The organism is Micromonospora sp. AMSO12t (assembly GCF_008806585.1).
Lineage (GTDB): Bacteria > Actinomycetota > Actinomycetes > Mycobacteriales > Micromonosporaceae > Micromonospora > Micromonospora reichwaldensis.
Genome location: NZ_WAAS01000027.1, coordinates 22215 through 43890, shown reverse-complemented (window position 1 = coordinate 43890; position 21676 = coordinate 22215). Strand labels below are relative to the sequence as shown.

General features: G+C 73.7%; 17 protein-coding genes. 4 read left to right on the top strand and 13 right to left on the bottom strand.

Annotated elements, in window-relative coordinates; translation table 11 throughout:
* Positions 1-7: 7 nt before the first annotated feature.
* The 6 genes from F6X68_RS06835 to tmk all read right to left on the bottom strand — a co-directional run bounded on the left by F6X68_RS06835 (position 8) and on the right by tmk (position 5767).
* A complete protein-coding gene (locus tag F6X68_RS06835) occupies positions 8-847 on the bottom strand; it encodes a regulatory iron-sulfur-containing complex subunit RicT (RefSeq protein WP_151453437.1) in 840 nt (279 codons plus the stop codon).
* An 81-nt stretch (positions 848-928) separates the two neighbouring features.
* Positions 929-1615: a hypothetical protein gene (locus tag F6X68_RS06830; protein ID WP_151453436.1), complete on the bottom strand. Its 687-nt coding sequence runs from the start codon at positions 1613-1615 to the stop codon at positions 929-931.
* Complete coding sequence (locus F6X68_RS06825) at positions 1615-1920, bottom strand: hypothetical protein (protein WP_132232038.1); 306 nt, start codon at positions 1918-1920, stop codon at positions 1615-1617. Before F6X68_RS06825 ends, F6X68_RS06830 begins: the two co-directional genes overlap by 1 nt.
* A 1-nt stretch (position 1921) precedes the next feature.
* Positions 1922-2251: a YbaB/EbfC family nucleoid-associated protein gene (locus tag F6X68_RS06820; RefSeq protein WP_121397041.1), complete on the bottom strand. Its 330-nt coding sequence runs from the start codon at positions 2249-2251 to the stop codon at positions 1922-1924.
* 181 nt (positions 2252-2432) lie between these two features.
* Entirely contained in the window at positions 2433-3704 is a 1272-nt protein-coding gene (locus F6X68_RS06815) for a DNA polymerase III subunit delta' (RefSeq protein ID WP_151453435.1), read from the bottom strand.
* Positions 3704-5767: a dTMP kinase gene (gene tmk / locus F6X68_RS06810; RefSeq protein WP_370518917.1), complete on the bottom strand. Its 2064-nt coding sequence runs from the start codon at positions 5765-5767 to the stop codon at positions 3704-3706. The genes F6X68_RS06815 and tmk overlap by 1 nt, the downstream gene beginning before the upstream one ends.
* Before the next feature lie 334 nt (positions 5768-6101).
* Here tmk and F6X68_RS06805 point away from each other — a divergent pair, with 334 nt between their 5' ends.
* Positions 6102-7310, top strand: coding sequence for an amino acid deaminase/aldolase (locus tag F6X68_RS06805; RefSeq protein WP_151453434.1), 1209 nt, complete (start codon positions 6102-6104; stop codon positions 7308-7310).
* Positions 7311-7455: 145 nt separating this feature from the next.
* Here F6X68_RS06805 and F6X68_RS06800 read toward each other — a convergent pair whose 3' ends face one another.
* Positions 7456-8028: a TetR/AcrR family transcriptional regulator gene (locus F6X68_RS06800; RefSeq protein WP_151453433.1), complete on the bottom strand. Its 573-nt coding sequence runs from the start codon at positions 8026-8028 to the stop codon at positions 7456-7458.
* 222 nt (positions 8029-8250) lie between these two features.
* Between F6X68_RS06800 and F6X68_RS06795 the strand changes: the two genes are divergently transcribed.
* Complete coding sequence (locus F6X68_RS06795) at positions 8251-9567, top strand: D-arabinono-1,4-lactone oxidase (RefSeq protein WP_151453432.1); 1317 nt, start codon at positions 8251-8253, stop codon at positions 9565-9567.
* A gap of 207 nt (positions 9568-9774) precedes the next feature.
* Positions 9775-10701 carry a DUF559 domain-containing protein gene (locus F6X68_RS06790; RefSeq protein WP_151453431.1) on the top strand — a complete coding sequence of 309 codons (927 nt, stop codon included), beginning with the start codon at positions 9775-9777 and terminating at the stop codon, positions 10699-10701.
* A 182-nt stretch (positions 10702-10883) separates the two neighbouring features.
* On the opposite strand, the gene topA is transcribed toward F6X68_RS06790, so the two are convergent.
* From topA to F6X68_RS06760, 6 genes are all read right to left on the bottom strand, one after another.
* Positions 10884-13715, bottom strand: coding sequence for a type I DNA topoisomerase (gene topA / locus F6X68_RS06785; RefSeq protein WP_151453430.1), 2832 nt, complete (start codon positions 13713-13715; stop codon positions 10884-10886).
* A gap of 343 nt (positions 13716-14058) precedes the next feature.
* Positions 14059-14769, bottom strand: a complete 711-nt coding sequence (locus F6X68_RS06780; RefSeq protein WP_370518914.1) for a hypothetical protein — start codon at positions 14767-14769, stop codon at positions 14059-14061.
* Entirely contained in the window at positions 14760-15302 is a 543-nt protein-coding gene (locus F6X68_RS06775) for a hypothetical protein (RefSeq protein ID WP_151453429.1), read from the bottom strand. Before F6X68_RS06775 ends, F6X68_RS06780 begins: the two co-directional genes overlap by 10 nt.
* Positions 15303-15416: 114 nt before the next feature.
* Entirely contained in the window at positions 15417-17771 is a 2355-nt protein-coding gene (locus F6X68_RS06770) for a sodium-translocating pyrophosphatase (protein WP_151453428.1), read from the bottom strand.
* A 345-nt stretch (positions 17772-18116) separates the two neighbouring features.
* The gene (locus F6X68_RS06765; RefSeq protein WP_151453427.1) at positions 18117-18551 is read right to left on the bottom strand and encodes an ATP-binding protein; all 435 of its coding nucleotides are present in this window, start codon (positions 18549-18551) and stop codon (positions 18117-18119) included.
* Positions 18551-18907 (bottom strand): STAS domain-containing protein, encoded by a 357-nt coding sequence (locus tag F6X68_RS06760; RefSeq protein ID WP_151453426.1) that lies wholly within the window; start codon positions 18905-18907, stop codon positions 18551-18553. Before F6X68_RS06760 ends, F6X68_RS06765 begins: the two co-directional genes overlap by 1 nt.
* Positions 18908-19096: 189 nt before the next feature.
* Here F6X68_RS06760 and F6X68_RS06755 point away from each other — a divergent pair, with 189 nt between their 5' ends.
* A complete protein-coding gene (locus F6X68_RS06755) occupies positions 19097-21607 on the top strand; it encodes a DEAD/DEAH box helicase (protein ID WP_370518916.1) in 2511 nt (836 codons plus the stop codon).
* Positions 21608-21676 lie beyond the last annotated feature (69 nt).

Here is a 21676-nt window from a genome sequence, read left to right as displayed (position 1 = left end):
GGGTGGGCTAGGAGGTGTAGTGCTGGTCGTGGGCCTGGCGGGGGCCGCAGACCGAGGCGCGGGAGCAGGAACAGCGGGAGCCGTCAGCGTCGAGACGTACCGTGACGGAGTCCCGGGGAACGCTGTGGCCGACGACCCGGCCGTCGCCCTCCGGCGTCGACACGCGCGTGCCGATCGCCGGGGCCGACTCCTGGAACCGTTGGTAGAGCGGGTGCTCGTACTTGAGGCAGCACATGAGCCGGCCGCACGCGCCGGAGATGCGCAGCGGGTTGAGCGGCAGGTCCTGGTCCTTCGCCATCCGGATGGTGACCGGCTCGAAGTCGTTGAGGAAGGTGGCGCAGCAGAGGTCCCGGCCGCAGGAGCCGATGCCGCCCTGCACCCGCGCCGAGTCCCGGGCGGAGAGCTGCCGCAGCTCGACCCGGCAGTGCAGGGTGGCGCCGAGGTCCCGGACCAGCGCGCGGAAGTCCACCCGGTGCGGGGCCGTGAAGTAGATGGTGCTCCGCTCGCCACCACCCTCGGCGGCGCCCAGCACGTGGTCGATCGCCACCACCTTCATCGGCAGAGCGTGCTCCCGGATCAGCCGCTTCGCCGCGACCTTGGCCTCGGCCTTGCGGCGGCGCACCGTCTCGTCGCGACGCAGGTCCTCCTCGCCGGCCAGGCCGGCCAGCCGGGGGAAGCCCTCGGTCTCCTCGGTGACCCACTGCGCCGCCCAGACGCACTCGGCCACCTCGGGCCCGTCGTCGGTGGGCACCAGCACCTTGTCGCCGACCTGGGGACGCAGCTCGCCCGGGTCCAGATAGTAGAGGCGCCCGTACCGCTGGAAGCTGACCGCGCAGAGCATGCCCATGCCTCACACCCTACGACGCGCGGGCCGGGGCGGCCGGGCCGGCAGTCGCCATCCGGCTACCGCGCGTGCACCCGGGGTCCGTCACCAGCCGACGCGGGTGGGGGTGTCGTAGCGGGGGCGGTCGACCACGGGCGCCCGCCAGCGGGACTCGGCGAGGCTCGGCGCCCACTGGCGCAGCAGGGTCTCGGCCCCGTCGTACGCGACGCAGAGCACCGCCAGCACCCGCGCGGCGATCTCGGCGGCCTCGGTCGCGCCCGGACCCGCGGCTGCCCGGTGCCCCGGTGCGCCGCCCGGCGTCGACGTCGCGGCGACCACGGTCACCGCCTCGGCACACCGGAGGACGTCGGCGAGCGCCCGGGCCAGTGCGAGCCGGCTGCCCTCCACCCAGTCGGCGAGCGCGTCGGCGTAGCCGGCCGTCGACTCCAGCCGGCCGACCAGGCTCTCCGGCCCCTCGTCGAGGTGGCGCAGCAGGGCCGCCCGGGCCTGCCCGTAGGACGACGCGGCCGGGCCGGACCAGAGCACCGGGTCGGTCAGCGCGGCGCAGGCGTCGTCGTAGCCCCGCATCAGGCGGCGCGCGGTGTGGCCGGCGGCGGCCAGCGGTGCCGGATGCAGGTCGAGGAAGTTGCGGACGGCCTCGCCGGGGAGCACCTGCATCCGGCGCAGCAGCGGCCACACGCGATGCCCCTCGGGGGCCCCCGCGGCGAGCAGCGTGTCGACCCGGCGGAGCAGGTCGAGGCCGGGCTCGGCGAGCCGGTCCAGCGCGTCCATCACGCCTCCCCGGTCAGCCGGTGGCGAGCGGCGCGGTCGACGTCCGCGTAGTGGTCGGCGGCGGCCCGCACCGCCGCTGCGGCGGCGGCCAGCCGCTGGGCGGCGACGTGCGCCTCCCGGGCCCGGTCGCCGGTGGCGGCGGTCCACTGCCGGTGCAGGGCCCGCCCGATCTCCCCGGGCCGGCCGGGGGCGTCGACGCCGAACGCGGCCTGCGCCGGGTCGCCGGCGGTGACCGTGCGGGACACGGCGGTCATGGTCTCGCTCGCCTCGTCGAGCCGGGCGGCGAGGGCGCGCAGGCTCTCCATCTCAGGCTCCCGCCAGCGGCCGGTAGGCGGCGAAGGTCTCGTTGTGCAGCTTCTCCCGGGCCCACTGGGCGGCGTCGGCCGCCGCGGTGACCGCCGCCTGCACCGAGCCGGCGACGTCGCGGGGGTTGCGGGTGTGCAGCGGGCCCAGGAAGCGCACGTCGGTGATCCGCCCGCCGGCGGTGACCACCACCTCGACCAGCCCGTCGGGCGACCGCACGGTGACCTCGACGGTCGACACCGCCTGGTCGAACTCGGTCTGGAGGGACTCGATCCGGCGGTAGCGCCGCACCGCCTCCTCGATCCAGGCCTCGTCGATCTCCCCCCGCGGCATCGGCGGACCCCTCCCGGAACAGGAAAATCACTGTGCGTGCCGCCACCGTCACGGCGGCACACCGGACCGTACCGCACAGCAATTGCGCCTGTCGATGCCTGTGGACAACCGGTCCGGCCGCCGGGACTCCGGGGGCGGGTCGGCCGCTGAAGCCCCGGCTCGGGCGGTCCGGTCGGCGGGCTCAGCCCTTCCAGAGCGAGAGCATCATCGCCTCGACGGCGATCCGGGGCTTGACGTTCGCCTCGATCGCCGCCCGGCACTCCAGCACCGCTTCCAGGCGGCGCAGCGCCCCCTCGGCGTCCCATTTCTGCGCGCCCGCCCCGGCCAGCGCGGCGGTGTCGGTGTGCACCGGCGCGACGGGGGCGCGCAGCGCCATGGTGAGCGCGTCGCGGTAGAAGCCGGCCAGGTCGACCAGCGCCCGGTCCAGCGCGTCCCGCTGGGCCCGGGTGGCCCGGGACTTCTGCCGCTTCTCCAGGTCCTTCAGTTGCCCGGCGGCGCCCCGGATGGCGCCGGCCGCGCCCCGCCCGGTGCCACCGGCGCCGAGCGCGGTCTCCAGCGCCGCCCGCTCGGCCGCGGCGGTCTCCGCAACGGATGCCTCGGCCTCCGCCTCGGCCGCCTCGATCAGCGCCGACGCCGCGTCGAAGGCGGCACCCACGCCGGTCAGCCGGCGCGGTACCGCGAGCACCGCCTCCCGGCGCGTGCGCGCCTCCGGGTCGCGGGCCAGCCGGCGGGCCCGTCCCACGTGCCCCTGCGCCGCCGCCGCGGCCCAGCGCGCCACGTCGGGCGCGACGCCGTCCCGGCGGGCCAGCACCTCGGCCACCGCCTCCGGCGCGGGCTGCACCAGCGGTACGACCCGGCAGCGCGACCGGATGGTCACCGAGATGTCGTCCGGGTGGGTCGACGGGGCGCAGAGCAGGAAGACCGTCCGCGGCGGCGGCTCCTCGATGGCCTTGAGCAGCGCGTTGCCGGCCGCCTCGGTGAGCCGGTCCGCGTCCTCGATGACCACCACCTGCCAGCGCCCGCCGGACGGGGTGCTGGCGGCGCGCAGCACCAGCGCCCGCATCTCGTTGACGCCGATGGAGAGCCCCTCCGGCACCACCATCCGGACGTCGGCGTGGGTGCCGGTCATCGTGGTGTGGCAGCCGGGGCACCCGCCGCAGCCGGTGCCGTACGCGCACTGGAGGGCGGCGGCGAAGGCCCGCGCCGCCACCGACCGGCCCGACCCGGGCGGCCCGGTGAAGATCCAGGCGTGCGTCATCCCCGCCCCCGCGTCGACGGCGGGCGCCGGCTGGCCGCCGTCGGCCTCGTCGGCGAGCGCGTCGAACTCGTCCCCGGCGGCGTCGGTCGTGGGCGGGGCGGCGGCGCGCAGCACGGCGGACGCCGCGGCGGCGGCCCGGCGCAGCGTGTCGACCGCCTCGTCCTGCCCGACCAGGTCGGCGAAGACGTCGGGCATCAGGTCCGGCGCTCCATCGGTACCAGCTCCGATTCGGATAACTCCGGCTGCACCGAGGTGTCCGGTCCCTGCGCGGGGCGCGGGTGCACGATGCCGCCGGGGCTGCCGAACATCTCCTCGACCCGCCGGGCCACCTGCCCGGTGATCTCCTCGACCGGGCGGGACGCGTCGAGCACCAGGTAGCGCTTCGGGTCGGCGGCGGCGAGGTCGAGGAAGGCATAGCGGACCCGCTCGTGGAAGGCGACGGACTCGGCCTCCAGGTGGTCGGCCGCCTCGGCACGCGCCGCCACCCGGGCCAGGCCGGTGTGCGGTTCGACGTCCAGCAGCACCACCAGGTCGGGCTTGAGCCCGCCGGTGGCCCACGACGAGAGCCAGGAGACCTCGTCGACGGGGAGCGTCCGCCCCGCCCCCTGGTACGCCAGGGACGAGTCGACGTACCGGTCGCTGATCACGACCGCGCCCCGGACGAGCGCCGGCCGGACGACGGTGGCCACGTGGTGCGCCCGGTCGGCGGCGTAGAGCAGCGCCTCGGCGCGCGGCGACGGCACGTCGGAGCCGGGCGCGCCGAGCAGCAGCGACCGGATCCGCTCGCCGACGGCGGTGGCCCCCGGCTCGCGGGTCACCACCACGTCGCGCCCCTGCCCACGCAGCCGCTCGGCGAGCGCGGCGAGCTGCGTGGACTTGCCGGCGCCCTCGCCGCCCTCGAAGACCACGAAGAGGCCGGCGGAGACGAACGGCTCGGCCGGCATCAGCGGGCGTCCCCGGATCGAGCCCCAGAGGTCGGCCAGGACGGGAACGCCCTTCTTGTCGTCCATCTGCCCGAACGCGCTGATCCCGGCGAAGATGCCGGCGGCGCCGGCGGCGAGCAGCAGCAGTCGGGTGGACGAGATCGACACGCCCAGGTCGGCCAGTTCCAGCCGGCGCGAGCCGCCGACGCCGGCGAGCAGGCTGCTGAGGCCGATCGCGAGGATCAGCACCAGCCGGGTGCCGATCTGCACCACCGCGAAGACCCGGCCGCGCACCTCGTCGGCGATCTCGCCGCCGAGCAGGGTGGTGCCGGAGAGGAAGGCCATGCCGGCGCCCGCGCCGACCAGGACCGCGCCGACCATCGCCATGGAGAGGTGGATGGCGAACGCCAGGGCCATCACCGATGCGCTGGCCAGCACGATGCTCATGCCGAACCAGCGCCGCCGGGACATCTCCTTGACGATCATCGGGCCGAGCCCGATGCCGAGCGCGAGGCCGACGAAGATGGCGCCGAAGAGCAGGTAGAAGGCGGCGTCACCGGCGCCGAGCGAGGTGGCGAAGAACTTGGCGGTGCCGATCACGATGCCGCCGCCGGCGAACGCGCCGAAGATGCCGAGCACCAGGCCGCGGACCAGCGGGGTCTGGCCGATGTAGCGCCAGCCCTCCTTGAACTGGCGCATCATGCTCTGCTCGGTGCGGTCCGTCTCGGCGGACTGCCCCTGGCTGATCTCCTTGATGCCGTACGCCACCACCAGCGCGGTGGCCAGCCGGGAGAACGCGTTGAACCAGAGCGCCAGGTCGGCCGGCGCGGCCCAGTCCGGCGTCGAGCCCCCGGTGGCCCCCCGCACGATGCCGTCGAGCGCGGCGAGGATCAGCGCGGCGAGGATGGGGGTGAGGCCGTACGTGGTGATCAGCGTGAGCTGGTTGGCGGCCTCCAGCCGGGCGCGCGGGATCAGGTTGGGGACCGCGGCCTCCTTGGCCGGGATCCACAGCAGCGTGATCGACTCGATCAGGAAGGTGGCGATCGCCGCCCAGCCGACCACGACCGGCCCGCTCGCCCCGAGCAACGCGACCAGCGGGATCGAGGCGAAGAGCAGGAAGCGCAGCACGTCGCAGATGACCATGGTCCAGCGCCGGTCGAACCGGTCGGCGAACACGCCGGCGACCGGGCCGAGCACCAGCGCCGGCAGCAGCCGGATGGCGATCACGCCACCGAACGCGGCGCCCTGGGCGGTGCTGCCCTCGACCTGGGAGGCGGCGAAGACGCTGGTGGCGAGCAGGCCGAACCAGTCGCCGAAGGAGGCCGCGCCGAGCACGATCCAGAGCCGGCGGAACGGGGTGATCCGCAGCACCGAGCGGATGGCGGCGTAACCGGAGTGGTCCGGGCCGGGCTTCTCGGTGGCGCCGCTGGGCTTGGACGAGGACGACGACACGCCGGGCGACTCGCCGTTGAACTGGCTTTCGATGGCCGTACCTCCACGTGCCGGCCCATCGCTGGGCAGTCCCGGTGGAACACTCTAGACCCGGCGGGGACCCACCCCGCCGCGACATTCTCCTGTTCGTCGAGCCTAGGCCGCCGCAGCCACCGCCCGCAGCCCGGACAGACGCGAGGGTATTTCGCATTGGCTCCCAGACAGTTAGCGTGCACACGTGGCCATCGAAAGCGACAAACTTCGTGACCGCCTCGACCGGGCGACCGCGCACCTCGACCCGCCGTACGCCGTCGTGGACCTCGCGGCCTTCGACGACAACGCCGCCGCGCTGGCAGAACGGGCCGACGGCAAGCCGGTCCGGATCGCCAGCAAGTCGGTCCGCGCCCGGGACCTGATCGGCCGGGCGCTGGGGCGTCCCGGCTGGCGGGGCGTGATGGCCTTCACCCTGCCCGAGGCGCTCTGGCTGGTCCGCGCCGGCGTGACCGACGACGCGCTGGTGGCGTACCCCACGGCCGACCGGGGGGCACTCGCCGTGCTCGCCGCCGACCCGGCGCTCGCCGCGGCCGTCACGCTGATGATCGACGGCACCGACCAGCTCGACCTCGTCGACGCCGTGTGCCCGCCCGGGCGCCGCCCTGAGCTGCGGGTCTGCCTCGACCTGGACGCCTCCTGGCGACCGCTGGGCGGGCGGGTGCACGTCGGGGTGCGCCGCTCGCCGGTGCACAGTGCCCGGGCCGCCGGCACGCTCGCCGCCACCGTCGCCGACCGCGCCGGCTTCCGGCTGGTCGGGCTGATGGCGTACGAGGCGCAGATCGCCGGCCTCGGCGACGCGCCGCCCGGGCGGGCGGTGCTCGGCTCCGCGATCCGGCTGGCCCAGCGCGGGTCGTACCGCGAGTTGCTGGCCCGCCGGGGCGCGGCGGTGGCCGCCGTACGCGAACACGCCGACCTGGAGTTCGTCAACGGCGGCGGCACCGGCAGCGTGGCCGCGACCAGCGCCGATCCCGCGGTCACCGAGGTCACCGCGGGATCGGGCCTGTACGGACCGACGCTGTTCGACGCGTACCGCGCCTGGTGCCCCACCCCGGCGGCGGCCTTCGCCTGCGCGGTGGTCCGCCGCCCGGGGCCCGGCCTGGCCACCGTGCTCGGCGGCGGCTGGATCGCCTCCGGCCCGGCCGAGGACAGCCGGCTGCCCCGGCCGTGGCTGCCGGAGGGCCTCAAGCTGATCGGCACCGAGGGGGCCGGCGAGGTGCAGACCCCGCTGGCCGGCACGGCGGCCGGCGCGCTGCGGGTCGGTGACCGGGTCTGGTTCCGGCACGCCAAGGCCGGCGAGCTGTGCGAGCGCGTCAACGAGCTGCACCTGATCGAGGGGGACGCGGTCGTGGCCACCGTGCCCACCTACCGGGGCGAGGGCCACGCCTTCCTCTGATCCGGCCGACCAGCGCGGCACCGCCAGCTTGCGCCCGCGTCGGCGAGACCCTCCGTCGGGTTGGTCAGCCGTCGGCCGGGTTGATCGCCGTCGCCCGCCGGCCAGGCTGGTCGACCGCGGCCCGGCTGGTCGGCCGTCGGCCGGGTCAGCCGGACTGGTTGGCGTCGGCCGGGGCGTCGACCTGGCGGTGCAGGTACTCCCTGATCAGCGCCTTCGCCTCGGCCAGGACCCGGTCGTCGCCCTCGGGCAGCCGGCGGAACGCCAACTTGATCAGCGCGTCGGCCGCCTCCACGGCGATCTCCAGGTGGAACCGGAGGTCGGGGACGTCGAGCCCGAAGCGCTCGGCCAGTACGCGGGCCAACTGGTCCGCGATCACGCCGTTGTTGTCCCGCTGCTCGTCGAGCAGGTGCAGGTCGACCACGTCGCCGAAGTGCAGGGTACGGAATCCCGGAACGGTGCGGTGCATCGTGATGTACTCGTCGATGCCCGCGTCGACCCCGTCCCACCAGTGGGTCAGGTCGTCGGAGGCGAACCGCTCGTCGAGCCGCTGGAGGTAGGACTCCATCGTGCGCAGGGTCAGCGCCTGCACGATCGCCCGCTTGTCCGGGAAGAACTGGTAGACCGACCCGATCGCCACCTCGGCACGCTCGGCGAGCAGGGTCGTGGTCAGACCCTCGTACCCCACCTCGTCGACGAGTTCTGCACAGGCGTCCAGCATCCGCTGGACCCGTGCGACACTTCGACCCTGCACCGGTACGCGGCGCAGCGGCCCGGCTGTGGCGGCTGGTGTGGACACTCGCCACCCCCCTTCGACGGATGAACATATCTGCACGTCACGGGTTCGTGACTACCGGTACAACGAGCAAACCTCGATTGCGGTATTTACCTGCGACAACGTTGCTGATATGAAGTCAGTTCACATTCATGTGGAGGAGTGCGCATGGCCGGTACCACACCGCCCACCCTGGCAGCCTGGTCCAACTGGGCCGGCAACCAACGCGCCACCGCCACCACCATCCTGCGCCCCGCCTCCCTCGCCGACGTCACCGAGGCCGTCCGCGCCGCCGCAGCGGCCGGGGACCGGATCCGGGCGGTGGGCAGCGGCCACTCCTTCACCGGCGTCGCGATCACCGACGGACGACGCATGGAACTGACCCACCTGGACACCGAGGTACGCGTCGACGCCGACCGCCGACTGGTCACCGTACCGGCCGGGATCACCCTGCGCGCACTCAACGAACTGCTCACCGCACACGGCCTGGCCCTACCCAACCTGGGCGACATCGACGCACAGACGATCGCCGGCGCGATCTCCACCGGCACCCACGGCACCGGCGCCGCCTACGGCTGCCTGTCGACGTTCGTCGAGGCGCTCACCCTCGTCACCGGCACCGGCGAGGTGCTGCGCTGCTCCGCCGACGAGCACCCCGACGTCTTCGCCGCCGCCCGGGTGTCGCTGGGCGCGCTCGGGGTGCTCGTCGAGGTGACCCTGCGCTGCGTGGACGCCTTCGTGCTGCGCGCCCACGAGCGGCCGGCGCCGCTGGCGGCCGTGCTCGACGAACTGCCCGCGCTGATCGACAGGCACGACCACGTCGAGTTCTACTGGTTCCCGTACACCGCCCGAGTGCAGGTCAAGGCCAACGACCGGGTGCCCGAAGACGACCGGCCACTGCCCCGGTGGCGCGGCTGGCTGGACGACGAGTTCCTCTCCAACACCGTCTTCGCCGGGGCCTGCCGGCTCGGCCGCGCCGTGCCGGCGCTCGCCCCCGGCATCAGCGCCGTCTCCGCCCGCGCACTCACCGAACGCCGCTACACCGGCCGCTCCGACCAGGTCTTCTGCACCCCGCGCCGGGTCCGCTTCATGGAGATGGAGTACGCCCTGCCGCGCGACGCCCTGCCCGAGGCGCTCGACGCGCTGCGGCGCATCGTCGACGGGCTGCCGTTCAAGGTGCTCTTCCCGGTCGAGGTGCGGTTCACCGCCGCCGACGACATCTGGCTCTCCCACGGCTTCGGGCGCGAGTCGGCGTACGTGGCCGTCCACCAGTACGTCGGCATGCCGTACGAGCCGTACTTCCGGGCCTTCGAGCAGGTCGCCGCGAGCCTCGGCGGCCGGCCCCACTGGGGCAAGCTGCACTGGCGCGACGCGGAGTCGCTCGCGACGGCCTACCCCCGCTGGGCGGACTTCCAGGCGCTACGCGCCCGCCTGGACCCACACCACCTCTTCACCAACCCCCACCTGACCCGAACCCTCGGCTGACACACCGCCCCCGCCCTGGCGCGCGGCGCCGCTCGCTCGCCGCTCGCGAGAGCGAGCGCCGCGATCTTGGTACGAACACGCCCTCCGAGGGGCGCGCTGGTACCAAGATCTGTCCGCCGTCCACAGGGGCGGACACGGGCGGCACCGGGTGGGCAGAGTGCGGGTGTGGCGAGGTCTCCGAGTTCACTGGCAGGGCTACGGCGGGCGTTGCCGCGTGACGACGCCGACGAGCTGACCTGGTTGCTGTTCCATCAGGAAGACGTGATCAGCCTCGACCAGGCCCGGCGCCATCTGTCGTCGAAGGCGATCCGGCACCGGGTCGCCACCCGTCGTTGGCGCCAGGTGCACCGTGCCGTCTTCGTCGCGCACAACGGTCCGGTCGGTCCCGCCCAGCATCGATGGATCGCCGTGCTCGCCGCCGGGCCGGCCGCGATGCTCGGCGGACTCACAGCGGCCCAGGCCTGGGGCCTACGCTGTCACGACAGCCGGATCGTGGACGTGCTCCTGCCGGCCGCGCACCAGAGCCGCGCCCTGCCACCCGGCGTACGCCTGCACCGGACCACCCTGCTCGGCGAGGAGGACGTGCTGCACGTCGGGCAGCCGCCCCGCACCATGCCCGCCCGGTCGCTGGTCGACGCGGCGCAGTGGGCGGCGACCGACGAGCAGGCTCGGGCGATCATCGCCGCCGGTTTCCAGCAACGCCTCGTCGGCGGCGACGACCTGCACCTGGTCCTGGACGCCATGCCCCGGATCCGGCGCCGGAACCTGATCCGGCAGACCGCCGCGGACGCCGCCGGAGGCGCGCATTCCCTGGCCGAGTTGGACTTCCTCGACCTGGTCCGACGAGCCGGGTTGCCCGACCCGTCCCGGCAGGCTGTCCGATACGACTCTGCGGGCCGCCAGCGTTACCTCGACGCATGGTTCGAGCAGTGGCGGGTGCACGTGGAGATCGACGGCGGGCAGCACCTCGACCCCGCCACCGCCTGGACGGACATGCGCCGGCAGAACGACCTGTGGATCGACGGTGACCGGGTGCTCCGCTTCCCCGCCTGGGCGGTCCGCAACGACTCGCGCACCGTCGTCGCCCAGCTCCGAGCAGCCCTGCGAGCCGCGGGCTGGATGGACTCGTACTGACCAGCACCGTCGACTGACGGCGCCATCAACCGGCCGCCGGGCGCCCCGGCTGCATTGTTCACCGGGCTACTGGGCGTGTTGTTCACCCTGCTACGTCGGATCTTGGTACGAACACGCCCTCCAAGGGGCACGCTCGTACCAAGATCTCCAGCCCAGCCGGCCTGGGTCAGTCCGGGATCGGGTCAGTCGGGGCTGGGGGTGGTGGCCTTTCTCGGGGCCGCCTTCTTTGCCGGGGTCTTCCTGGCGGTGGTGGCCTTGGCCGTCGTGGTCTTCTTCGCCGCCGTCGACTTGGTCGCCGCAGCCGTCTTCTTCGCCGCCGTGGCCTTCTTCGCGGGCGCCTTCTTCGCGGCGGCCTTCTTCTTCGGCGCCGGCCCCTTCGCCCGCTTCTCGGCGAGCATCTCGGAGGCTTCCTCGATGCTCAGTGCCTCCGGGGTCTGGCCGCGCCGCAGCGACGCGTTCGTCTCGCCGTCGGTGACGTACGGGCCGAACCGGCCGTCCTTGATGACCAGCGGCTTTTCCGTCAGCGGGTCGACGCCCATCTCCCGCAGCGGCGGCGCGGCGGCGCGGCGCTGGCGGGCCTTCGGGGCGGACAGCAGGGCCAGCGCCTCGTCCAGCGTGACGGTGAACATCTTCTCTTCGGAGTCCAGCGAGCGGAACTCGTCGCCCTGCTTGACGTACGGGCCGTAGCGGCCGTTGTTCGCCAGGACCTCAGCGCCGTCCGGGGCCACCCCGATCAGCCGGGGCAGGCTCAGCAGCTTCAGCGCCTCGTCGAAGGTCAGCGAGTCCGGCGACTGCGAGCGCAGCAGCGACGACTTGCGCTCGCCACTGGCCACGTACGGGCCGAAGCGGCCCGACTTGAGCAGGATCGGCTCACCGGTGGCCGGGTCGTCGCCGAGCTTGCGCTCGCCCCCGCCGCCGAGGAACAGCTCGTGCACCTTCTCCGGGGTCAGCTCGTCCGGCGCCAGCCCCTCGGGGATCGGGGCCCGGTCGCCCTGGCCACCGCCCTCCTCACCCTCGGCGGCCGGCGCCTGCTGCTCGCCCGGCACCGCCCGCTGGAGGTACGGCCCGTAGCGGCCCACCCGCACGACGACCTCGCGGCCCTCGTCGTCGGTGAACAGCGGGATGGAGTTGACGCTGCGCGCGTCGATCTCGTTGATGTTCTCGGTGACCAGCTTCTTCAGCCCGCCCGAGCGGGCGATGTCCCGGTCGCCGGCGCCGTTGGCGCCGCCGAAGTAGAACGCGGTGAGGAAGTCGACGGCGGCGTGGTCGCCGCCGGCGATCTCGTCCAGCTCGTTCTCCATGCTGGCGGTGAAGTCGTAGTCGATCAGGCGCGGGTAGTGCCGCTCCAGCAGGCCGATCACGGCGAAGGCCAGGAAGGTCGGGATCATCGCCTGGCCGCGCTTGGTCACGTAGCCGCGGTCCTGGATCGTCTGCATGATCGACGCGTACGTCGACGGGCGGCCGATGCCCAGCTCCTCGAGGGCCTTCACCAGCGACGCCTCGGTGTAGCGCGACGGCGGCTGGGTGTGGTGGCCCTGCGCGGCCAGTTCGTCGGCGGTGAGCGGCTGGCCCTTGACCAGGTTGGGCAGGCGACGCTCGGCGTCCTCGGCCTCGGCGTTCTCGTCGTCGCTGGACTCGACGTACGCCCGCAGGAAGCCCGGGTCGGTGATGGTCTTGCCGGTGGCACCGAAGTCGGCCTCCTCCTGGGCGGAGGAGACGGCGCGGATGCGCACCGAGACGCTCGAGCCGACGGCGTCGGTCATCTGCGAGGCGATGGTGCGCCGCCAGATCAGCTCGTAGAGCTTGAACTCCTCGGCGGAGAGCTCCTTGGCCACGTCACCCGGGGTGCGGAAGTTGTCCCCCGCCGGGCGGATCGCCTCGTGCGCCTCCTGCGCGTTCTTCACCTTGCCGGTGTAGCGGCGCGGCTCCGGCGGCACGCTGCGCTCGCCGTACAGCTCGACGATCTGCCGGCGGGCCGCCGTGATGGCGGTTTCCGACAGGTTCACCGAGTCGGTACGCATGTAGGTGATGTAGCCGTTCTCGTAGAGGCGCTGCGCGGTGCGCATCGTCTGCTGCGACGAGAACCGCAGCTTGCGGGCCGCCTCCTGCTGGAGGGTGGAGGTGATGAACGGCGCGTACGGGCGGCGGCGGTAGGGCTTCTCCTCGACCCGGGTGACGGTGAACGGCCGGCCCTCCAGGCGGGCCGCGAGGCCCCGGGCGCCCCCGGCGTCGAGGTGGACCACGCCCGCGCCGGCCTTCACCCGGCCGGTGGTCGGCTCGAAGTCCTTGCCGGTGGCGATCCGGTCGCCGTTCAGCGCGACCAGGGTGGCGTTGAAGTTGCGGGGCCCCTCGCTGGCGTCCGTCACGGCCAGGGTGGCCAGGATGTCCCAGTACTCCGCCGTGCGGAAGGCCATCCGCTGCCGCTCGCGCTCCACCACGATCCGCGTCGCCACGGACTGCACCCGGCCCGCCGAGAGCTTCGGCATGACCTTCTTCCACAGCACGGGCGAGACCTCGTAGCCGTAGAGGCGGTCGAGGATGCGCCGGGCCTCCTGGGCGTCGACCAGGTCCCGGTCGATCTCGCGGGGGTTGGCCACCGCGGCCTGGATGGCCGGCTTGGTGATCTCGTGGAAGACCATCCGCTTGACCGGCACCTTGGGCTTGAGCGTCTCCACCAGGTGCCAGGCGATCGCCTCGCCCTCGCGGTCCTCATCCGTCGCCAGGAAGATCTCGTCGACCTCCTTGGCCAGCTTCACCAGCTTGCTGATCTGCTGCTTGCGGTCGGCGGAGACCACGTAGAGGGCGTGGAAGCCGTTGTCGACGTCCACCCCGAGCCGGGCCCACGACTCGCCCTTGTACTTGGCCGGCACGTCGGCGGCGTTGCGCGGGAGGTCCCGGACGTGGCCGAAGCTGGCCTCCACGACGTACCCCGGGCCGAGATAGCCCGAGATCGTCTTGGCCTTCGCCGGTGACTCGACGATGACCAGACGGGTGGTTCCAGCGTTGCTCGGCACGTCTCTCCCCGACCTCACTCCTGCTCGCAGCCACCGGCGCCCGGTTCGGGCCACTCTCGGCCCGCCGACCCCCGGCGGCCCGGATGTCCAACGTAACGCGCCGTCCGCGTTTCGGGTTTCGCGGGCGGCAAACCGTCCCGGCGGGGCGGCCTCTTTCTCCGCCGGCGGCGGGGCGTGCCGGACGGCGCCACCGTACACCGTGCGTGTGCCGCTGGGCGGGACACTGTGACGATGGCGGACCCTCGGTCGAGGCGCCACCCGGCTGTTTTCCGCGAAATTGCGCACTTGTTGTCCCTCATCGGACAGGCCCGACCGGCGCGACGAGGCGGGCGCCGACGGGCGGTCAGGAGCGGGCCGGCCAGTCGGTCGCGGGGGCGGCGGGCGGCGGGTCGCCCACCAGCTCGGCCAGGCGGGCGAGCCGCCGCCGGCCGGTGATCCGGTACGCCGGCCCGCCCTCGCCGGGCCCGAGCAGCGCCCCGGACAGGCCGACCGCGTCGAGGGCCCCGGCGACCGGCCCCCAGCACTCCTCGTCGGCGGCGCCGAGCCGGAGCAGGAAGCCGGACGGCTCGGCGGCTCCCGCCGCGGCGAGCCAGAGCCGCAGCCGCCGCCCGTTGAGGTGGAAGCCGGCGGGCGGTCGCTTGCCCGTACCGCGCAGCCAGGCCGCCGCGAGCGGCTTCAGCGTGCGGGCGTACGAGGTGCGCACCGCGTGCCGCCCGTCGGTGGTCGCCTCCCAGGTGGCCGCCACCCCGCGCAGCGCCAGCTCGGCGACGAGGACGTGCACCCGCCAGGCCGCGTCGACCACGATCGAGAGCCGGGCCGTGCCGCCCATCCGGACCGCCTCGCCCGGGCCGGCCAGCAGCCCGGCGAGATCGGCGATGGACGGGTCCGCCGCCTCCGCGCCGAAGAAGGTCAGCTGCCGGGCGGACTCGTCGGCGTCGGCCGGCGGGGGCGGTACGGGTCGGCGGGCGACCGGCGCGACCCGGTCCGTGGGGGCCGGGAAGAGCACCGGCAGCGCTTCGCCGCCCGACGGGTCACCGGTCCCGCTCAGCGACACTCCGGCACCTCGTCGAAGGCGCGTTTCAACTCCTCGGAGTTGAGCTGGCTGGTGTCGAGCGCGCTGGCGTCGTACTCCTTGTTCAGGGTCTCCACGGCGGCCCGGACGCCGTCGTAGAAGACGGTGGGCTGGCCGGTGCCCAGCCCGTCGATGGTGTCGCGGGCCCTGCCGTACGCGTCGCGCACCTTCGCCAGCGAGGCCTGGAAGCCCGCCGAGACCTCCTCGCCGCGCTCGGCGTCCGGTACGCCGGCCTCCTCGACCTTGCGTCGGGCGGTCTCGCTGGCCTGCTCCGCGCCGCCGAAGAGCCGCACCAGGTTCTCCTTCGCCTGCGCCGGGGTGGTCTGGGCGGTCATCTGCTGGTCGGTGCTGCTGGTCAGCTTGCTGATCTCGGCCCGCCACGGGGTGAGCGCGGTGCAGACCGACGCCGCCCACGCCCGGGAGTTGGTGCCGCCGCCGCATCCGGCCAGCACGAGAACGAGCGTGGCCAGGACCACCGTGAGCTTTCCGGCGGCTGCCGCCCGGCACGTGCGCATGCGTTGCAGCGTACGGCCTCTGTCGAGTCCGGGCACCGGACAGGTTTGCCGGGTGGCACGGGCGGTCCCCAGCCGGCCGCGCGGGCCGACCGGGGACCTCCGATGTCGGACGGATCAGGCGTTGACCGTCTCCGGCCGCTGGTCCGGACTGCCCGCACCCGTGCCGGAGTCGGCGTCGGACATGGCCACGCCCTTGCGCTTGCTGAACACCACCGCCGCGGCGATGATCAGCGTCGCCACCACGGCGATCCCCACCCGCAGGGCGGTGTTCCGCTCGTCGCCCACGCTCCAGGCCACCACGGCCGGCGCGATCAGCAGTGAGACCAGGTTCATCACCTTGATCAGCGGGTTGATCGCCGGGCCGGCGGTGTCCTTGAACGGGTCGCCGACGGTGTCGCCGATGACCGTGGCGGCGTGCGACTCGGAGCCCTTGCCGCCGTACGCGCCGTCCTCGACGAGCTTCTTGGCGTTGTCCCAGGCGCCACCGGAGTTGGACAGGAAGACCGCCATCAGCGTGCCGGCGCCGATCGCACCGGCCAGGTACGCCGCCAGCGCGCCGGGCCCGAGGCCGAAGCCCACCGCGATCGGCGCGAGGATGGCGAGCAGACCGGGGGTCATCAGCTCGCGCTGCGCGTCCCGGGTGCAGATGTCGACGACCTTGCCGTACTCGGGGCGCTGGGTGCCGTCCATGATGCCGGGCAGCTCGCGGAACTGCCGGCGTACCTCCATCACGACCGCGCCCGCCGAGCGGGAGACCGCGTTGATGGCCAGGCCGGAGAAGAGGAACACCACCGCGGCGCCGATGATCAGGCCGACCAGGTTGCGCGGGTTCGCCACGTTCAGCGAGTTGAGGATCTCGGTGCCGACGTCGCCCACTCCGGCGTCCGAGTACGCGGTGCGCAGCGTGTCGGTGTACGAGCCGAACAGCGCCGTCGCGGCGAGCACCGCCGTGGCGATCGCGATGCCCTTGGTGATCGCCTTGGTGGTGTTGCCGACCGCGTCCAGCTCGGTGAGCGTCCGGGCGCCGTGCTCGTCGATGTCGCCGGACATCTCCGCCACGCCCTGGGCGTTGTCGGAGATCGGGCCGAAGGTGTCCATCGCGACGATCACGCCGACCGTGGTGAGCAGGCCGGTGCCGGCCATCGCCACGGCGAACAGCGAGAGCGTGATGGAGCTGCCGCCGAGCAGGAACGCGCCGAACACGCCGGCGCCGATCAGCAGCGCCGAGTAGACCGCCGACTCCAGGCCGATGCTGATGCCGGCGAGGATGACGGTGGCGGCGCCCGTCTGCGAGCTCTTGCCGATGTCCTGCACCGGGCGCCGGTTGGTCTCGGTGAAGTAGCCGGTCAGCGCCTGGATCGCCGCCGCCAGCACGATGCCGATGACGACCGCGCCGATGGCGACCGTCCGCGGGTTCTCGCTGACGTCGGTCAGCCCGCCCTCCAGCTCGGCGAAGGTGGCCGGCAGGTACGCGTACGTGGCGATCGCCACCAGCACCGCGGAGAGCACCGCCGAGATGTAGAAGGCCCGGTTGATCGCGGTCAGGCCGTTGCGGTCCGAGGCGCGCAGCCGGGTGATGAAGACGCCGACGATCGCGACGAGCACACCGATGGTGGAGACGATCAGCGGGAAGACCAGGCCCTCCTCGCCGAAGGCGGCGCGGCCGAGGATCAGCGCGGCGACCAGGGTGACCGCGTACGACTCGAAGAGGTCGGCGGCCATGCCGGCGCAGTCACCCACGTTGTCGCCCACGTTGTCGGCGATGGTGGCGGCGTTGCGCGGGTCGTCCTCGGGGATGCCCTGCTCGACCTTGCCGACCAGGTCGGCGCCGACGTCGGCGGCCTTGGTGAAGATGCCGCCGCCGACCCGCATGAACATGGCGAGCAGCGCGGCGCCGAAGCCGAAGCCCTCCAGCACGGTCGGCGCGTCGCTGCGGTAGAACAGCACGACCAGCGCGGCGCCGAAGAGGCCGAGGCCGACGGTGAGGAAGCCGACCACGCCACCGGTGCGGAAGGCGATCTTCATCGCGGCCTCCCGGCCGCCTTCGCGCTCCCGGGCGGCGGCGGCGACCCGCAGGTTGGCCCGGGTGGCCAGCCACATGCCGGCGCCGCCGATGAACGCGCTGAACAGCGCGCCCACGACGAAGAAGACGGATCGGCCGATCTTCACCGCCACTTCGCTGCCGTCGGTGCCGTGCACCGGCAGCAGGAAGAGCAGCACCACGGCGATGACCACGAAGATCGCCAGGGTCCGGAACTGCCGGAGCAGGTAGGCCGAGGCGCCCTCCTGGACCGCGCCGGAGATCTCCTGCATTTTGTTGGTGCCCTTGCCGGCGGCCAGTACGGCCTTCGTCAGCGCGCCGGCGAAGGCGAGCGCCACCAGCGCGATGACCGCGGCGATGACGACGTACGTGACGTTGTTTCCGGTGAGGGAGATCCCGCCGCCATCGGCGGCCAAGGTGTCGGACATCTGTGTCCTCCTGTACCGAACGCTCGCGCCGGCCGGTGGAGACGCACCGACCCGGCGCCTGGATGCGGAGTCGCAAGCGCGCGCCACTCCACCCCGGTCGGACCAGCGATGAACAACCGTTCCCGCTGGCCGCGGGATGGATCACTTGCTGACAACTCGCGTACTCTAGCCCTCCACAGTGTTGGAGGTCACACCGAGGGGGCACCGCGCCGCGATGATCTTCGTCGCTGTGTTATGAGGAAAAATCTGATATAGGAGCCCATCCATGCCAAAGAGGCCGCGCCCCGGCGGGACACGGCCTCTCACGGCGTACGACGCCCTCGGCGAGGGCGGTGGAAGATCAGCTCACCGGCCGACGGGCCAGACCATCCGCACCTCGGTGCCGACGCCCTCGTCGACCGGGCGCACCTGGAGATCCTCGACGAAACCGGCCAGCAGCGCGAAGCCCACGCCGGTGGTGAGGTCGTCCTCGTCGAGCGACTCGTTGGCGAGCTGGTCGGCGTTGAGCGCCGCCAGGCCGAGACCGGCCTCGATCGGCGCGCGGTCGACTACGCGCACCGCGTACGCGCCCGTGTCGGACATCTCGACGAGCACGGGCTCGGACACGCCGTACTGGCGGTGCAGGGCGACCGCGCGGGTGCACGCCTCGCCGATGGCCAGCCGTACCTCGTCCAGCAGCTCCTCGCGGACCCCGGCCCGCCGGGCGACCGCCACGCCAACCAGGCGCGCGGTGCGCACGTGCACCGGGGCCGGCGAGAAGGAGAGCTTGACCGTGGCCATCAGACGCCGGTGCCGGCCGGGTCGGTGCCGACCGCCGCGTCGACCGTGGGATGCAGCGGGAAGACCTGGTCGAGCGCGGTGATCCGGAAGATCTTGAGCAGCGGCTCCTTGTCGCAGACCAGGGCGAACGAGCCGCCGGCCGCGCGCAGCCGCTTGAGCGCGCCGACCAGCACGCCCAGCCCGGTGGAGTCGAGGAAGTCCACCCGACCCAGGTCGACCACGACGTGACGGGCCCCACCGTCGATCAGCTCGAGGAGCCGCTCCCGTAGCCGGGGCGCGGTGTAGACGTCCACCTCACCGCCGACTTCGAGCACCGTGTGCTCGCCCACGGTGCGGGTCGCCAGCGACAGCTCCATCGGTCCTCCCTCGCAAGAGCCGTAAACTCTCCTGGGCATCTAACCATCCCCGCCGGAGACCGGCTCTGCTCACCGGCGGAGCCTCCCCTTACCCCGGCCCCCCGCTTTCCATCTCCGAACACCAGTGCGAGAGTGCAGGACGTGACCACCGACGGCCCCAGCTCGGCGCAGCCAGCGCCGCGCCACGACCTGAAGCCGTCGTCCGACCGCTCCGGCCCGACGCACCCGGCGCCGGCCGACCTGCTGGGTCGGCTGCGCGCCCGCGCCGGCGCCGACCCGGTCACCCACGTCGAGCGGGTGCCGGCACGGGCCGGCGAGCCCGCCCCGTGGCCGGACTGGGCACCGGAGGAACTGCGCGCGGCGTTCGCCCGACGCGGCGTGGTCGCGCCCTGGCGGCACCAGGCGGAGGCGGCCACCCTGGCGTACGACGGCCGGCACGTCGTCGTGGCCACGGGCACCGCGTCCGGCAAGTCCCTGGCCTACCAGCTTCCCGCGCTGGCCACCCTGCTCGCCGACCCCCGGGCCACCGTGCTCTACCTGGCGCCGACGAAGGCGCTCGCCGCCGACCAGTTGCGCGCCGTCGCCGCGCTCGAACTGGAGGGGGTACGCCCCGCCTGCTACGACGGGGACACGCCGCGCGCCGAACGGGAGTGGATCCGCAAGCACTCCCGGTTCGTGCTGACCAACCCCGACATGCTGCACCACGGCATCCTGCCCGGGCACGCCCAGTGGTCCGGTTTCCTGCGCCGGCTCACGTACGTGGTGATCGACGAGTGCCACACCTACCGGGGGGTCTTCGGCTCGCACGTCGCGCACGTGCTGCGCCGGCTGCGGCGGCAGTGCGCCCGGTTCCGCAGCACGCCCGTCTTCGTACTGGCCTCGGCCACGTCCGGCGACCCGGCGACGGCGGCGGGCCGGCTCACCGGGGTGCCCGTGACCGCCGTCACCGAGGACACCTCGCCCCGCGGCGGGGTGACGTTCGCGCTCTGGGAGCCGCCGCTGCTGCCACGGGACTCCGCCGCCGACCAGCAGGCGGACCTCACCCAGGTCCGCCGGTCGGCGCTGCGGGAGACGGCCGACCTGCTCGCCGACACGGTCGCCGAGGGGGTACGCACGCTGGCCTTCGTACGCTCCCGGCGCGGCGCCGAGGTGGTCGCGGCGAACGCCCGCCGGTCCCTCGACGAGGCGGTGCCCGGGCTCGGCGACCGGGTGGCCGCCTACCGGGCCGGCTACCTGCGCGAGGAGCGACGCGAACTGGAGCGGGCGCTGCTGCACGGCGACCTGCTCGGGCTGGCCTCGACCAACGCGCTGGAGCTGGGCGTCGACCTGGTCGGCCTCGACGCGGTGCTGATCTGCGGCTACCCGGGCACCCGCGCCTCCCTGTGGCAGCAGGCCGGCCGGGCGGGGCGCTCCGGGCAGGAGGCGCTCGCCGTGCTGGTCGCCCGGGACGACCCGCTCGACACCTATCTCGTGCACCATCCCGAGGCGGTGTTCGGGCGGCCGGTGGAGGCGACCGTGCTCGACCCGGCCAACCCGTACGTGCTGGCACCGCAGCTCGCCTGCGCCGCGGCCGAGGCGCCACTGACCCCCGACGACCTGGCACTCTTCGGCGACGGGGCGAAGGAGGCGGTGGACCAACTGGTGGCGGCGGGGGCGCTGCGGCAGCGGCCGACCGGCTGGTACTGGCGGCACCGGGAGCGGCCGGAGGTGGACCTGCGCGGCGAGGGCGGCGCACCGGTCTGCGTGGTGGAGGCGGCGACCGGGCGACTGCTCGGCACCGTCGACGGCGGCTCGTCGCACTTCCTGCTCCACCCCGGCGCGGTCTACCTGCACCAGGGCGTCTCCTACGTGGTCGACTCGCTCGACCTGGCCGACGGGTGCGCGCTGGTGCACCCCGAGGAGCCGGACTGGTCCACCCACGCCCGCGACGTCACCTCGCTGTCGGTGGTGTCGGTCCGCTCGTACGTGGACGCCGGCCCCGTCGGGCTCTTCCTCGGCGAGGTCGACGTGACCAGCCAGGTGGTGTCGTACCAGCGGCGACGGATCGCCACCGGCGAGGTCATCGACACCCGCCCGCTGGACCTGCCGGCCCGGGAACTGCGTACCGTCGCGGTCTGGTTCACCTTGTCGCCGCAGTCCCTGACGGCCGCCGGCGTGGAGCCCGCCGACGTGCCGGGCGCGCTGCACGCCGCCGAGCACGCCGCGATCGGCCTGCTGCCGCTCACCGCGACCTGCGACCGCTGGGACATCGGCGGACTGTCGACGGCGGCGCACCCGGACACCGAGGCCCCGACGGTCTTCGTCTACGACGGGCACCCGGGTGGGGCGGGCTTCGCCGAGCGCGCGTACGGGACGGCGGCAGCCTGGCTGCGGGCCACCCGCGACGCGATCGCGGAGTGCGGCTGCGAGGCGGGCTGCCCGTCCTGCGTGCAGTCCCCGAAGTGCGGCAACGGCAACAACCCGCTCTCCAAGCCGGACGCCGTCAAGGTGCTGGACGTGGTGCTCACCAACCTGCCCGACGCCGTGCCGGCACCCCGCCAGTCCGACGGCCCCTCCCACTTTCCCATTCCGGGGGAACGCGCCGCTGCGGACGATGCCGCCACCGGCGGCCCCGAGGGCTCGGGCGGCTTCCGCTCCCCGGTGGTGGCGAAACCGCCTGCCGGGGACGCCCCCGTCCCGGGTCGCGGGAAGCAGGCATAGAACCTCTTCCCCCCGGGCATCAAGGGTGTGGGAGCGCTTCCATGCAAGCTCGCGGATCCCCAGCTGCCC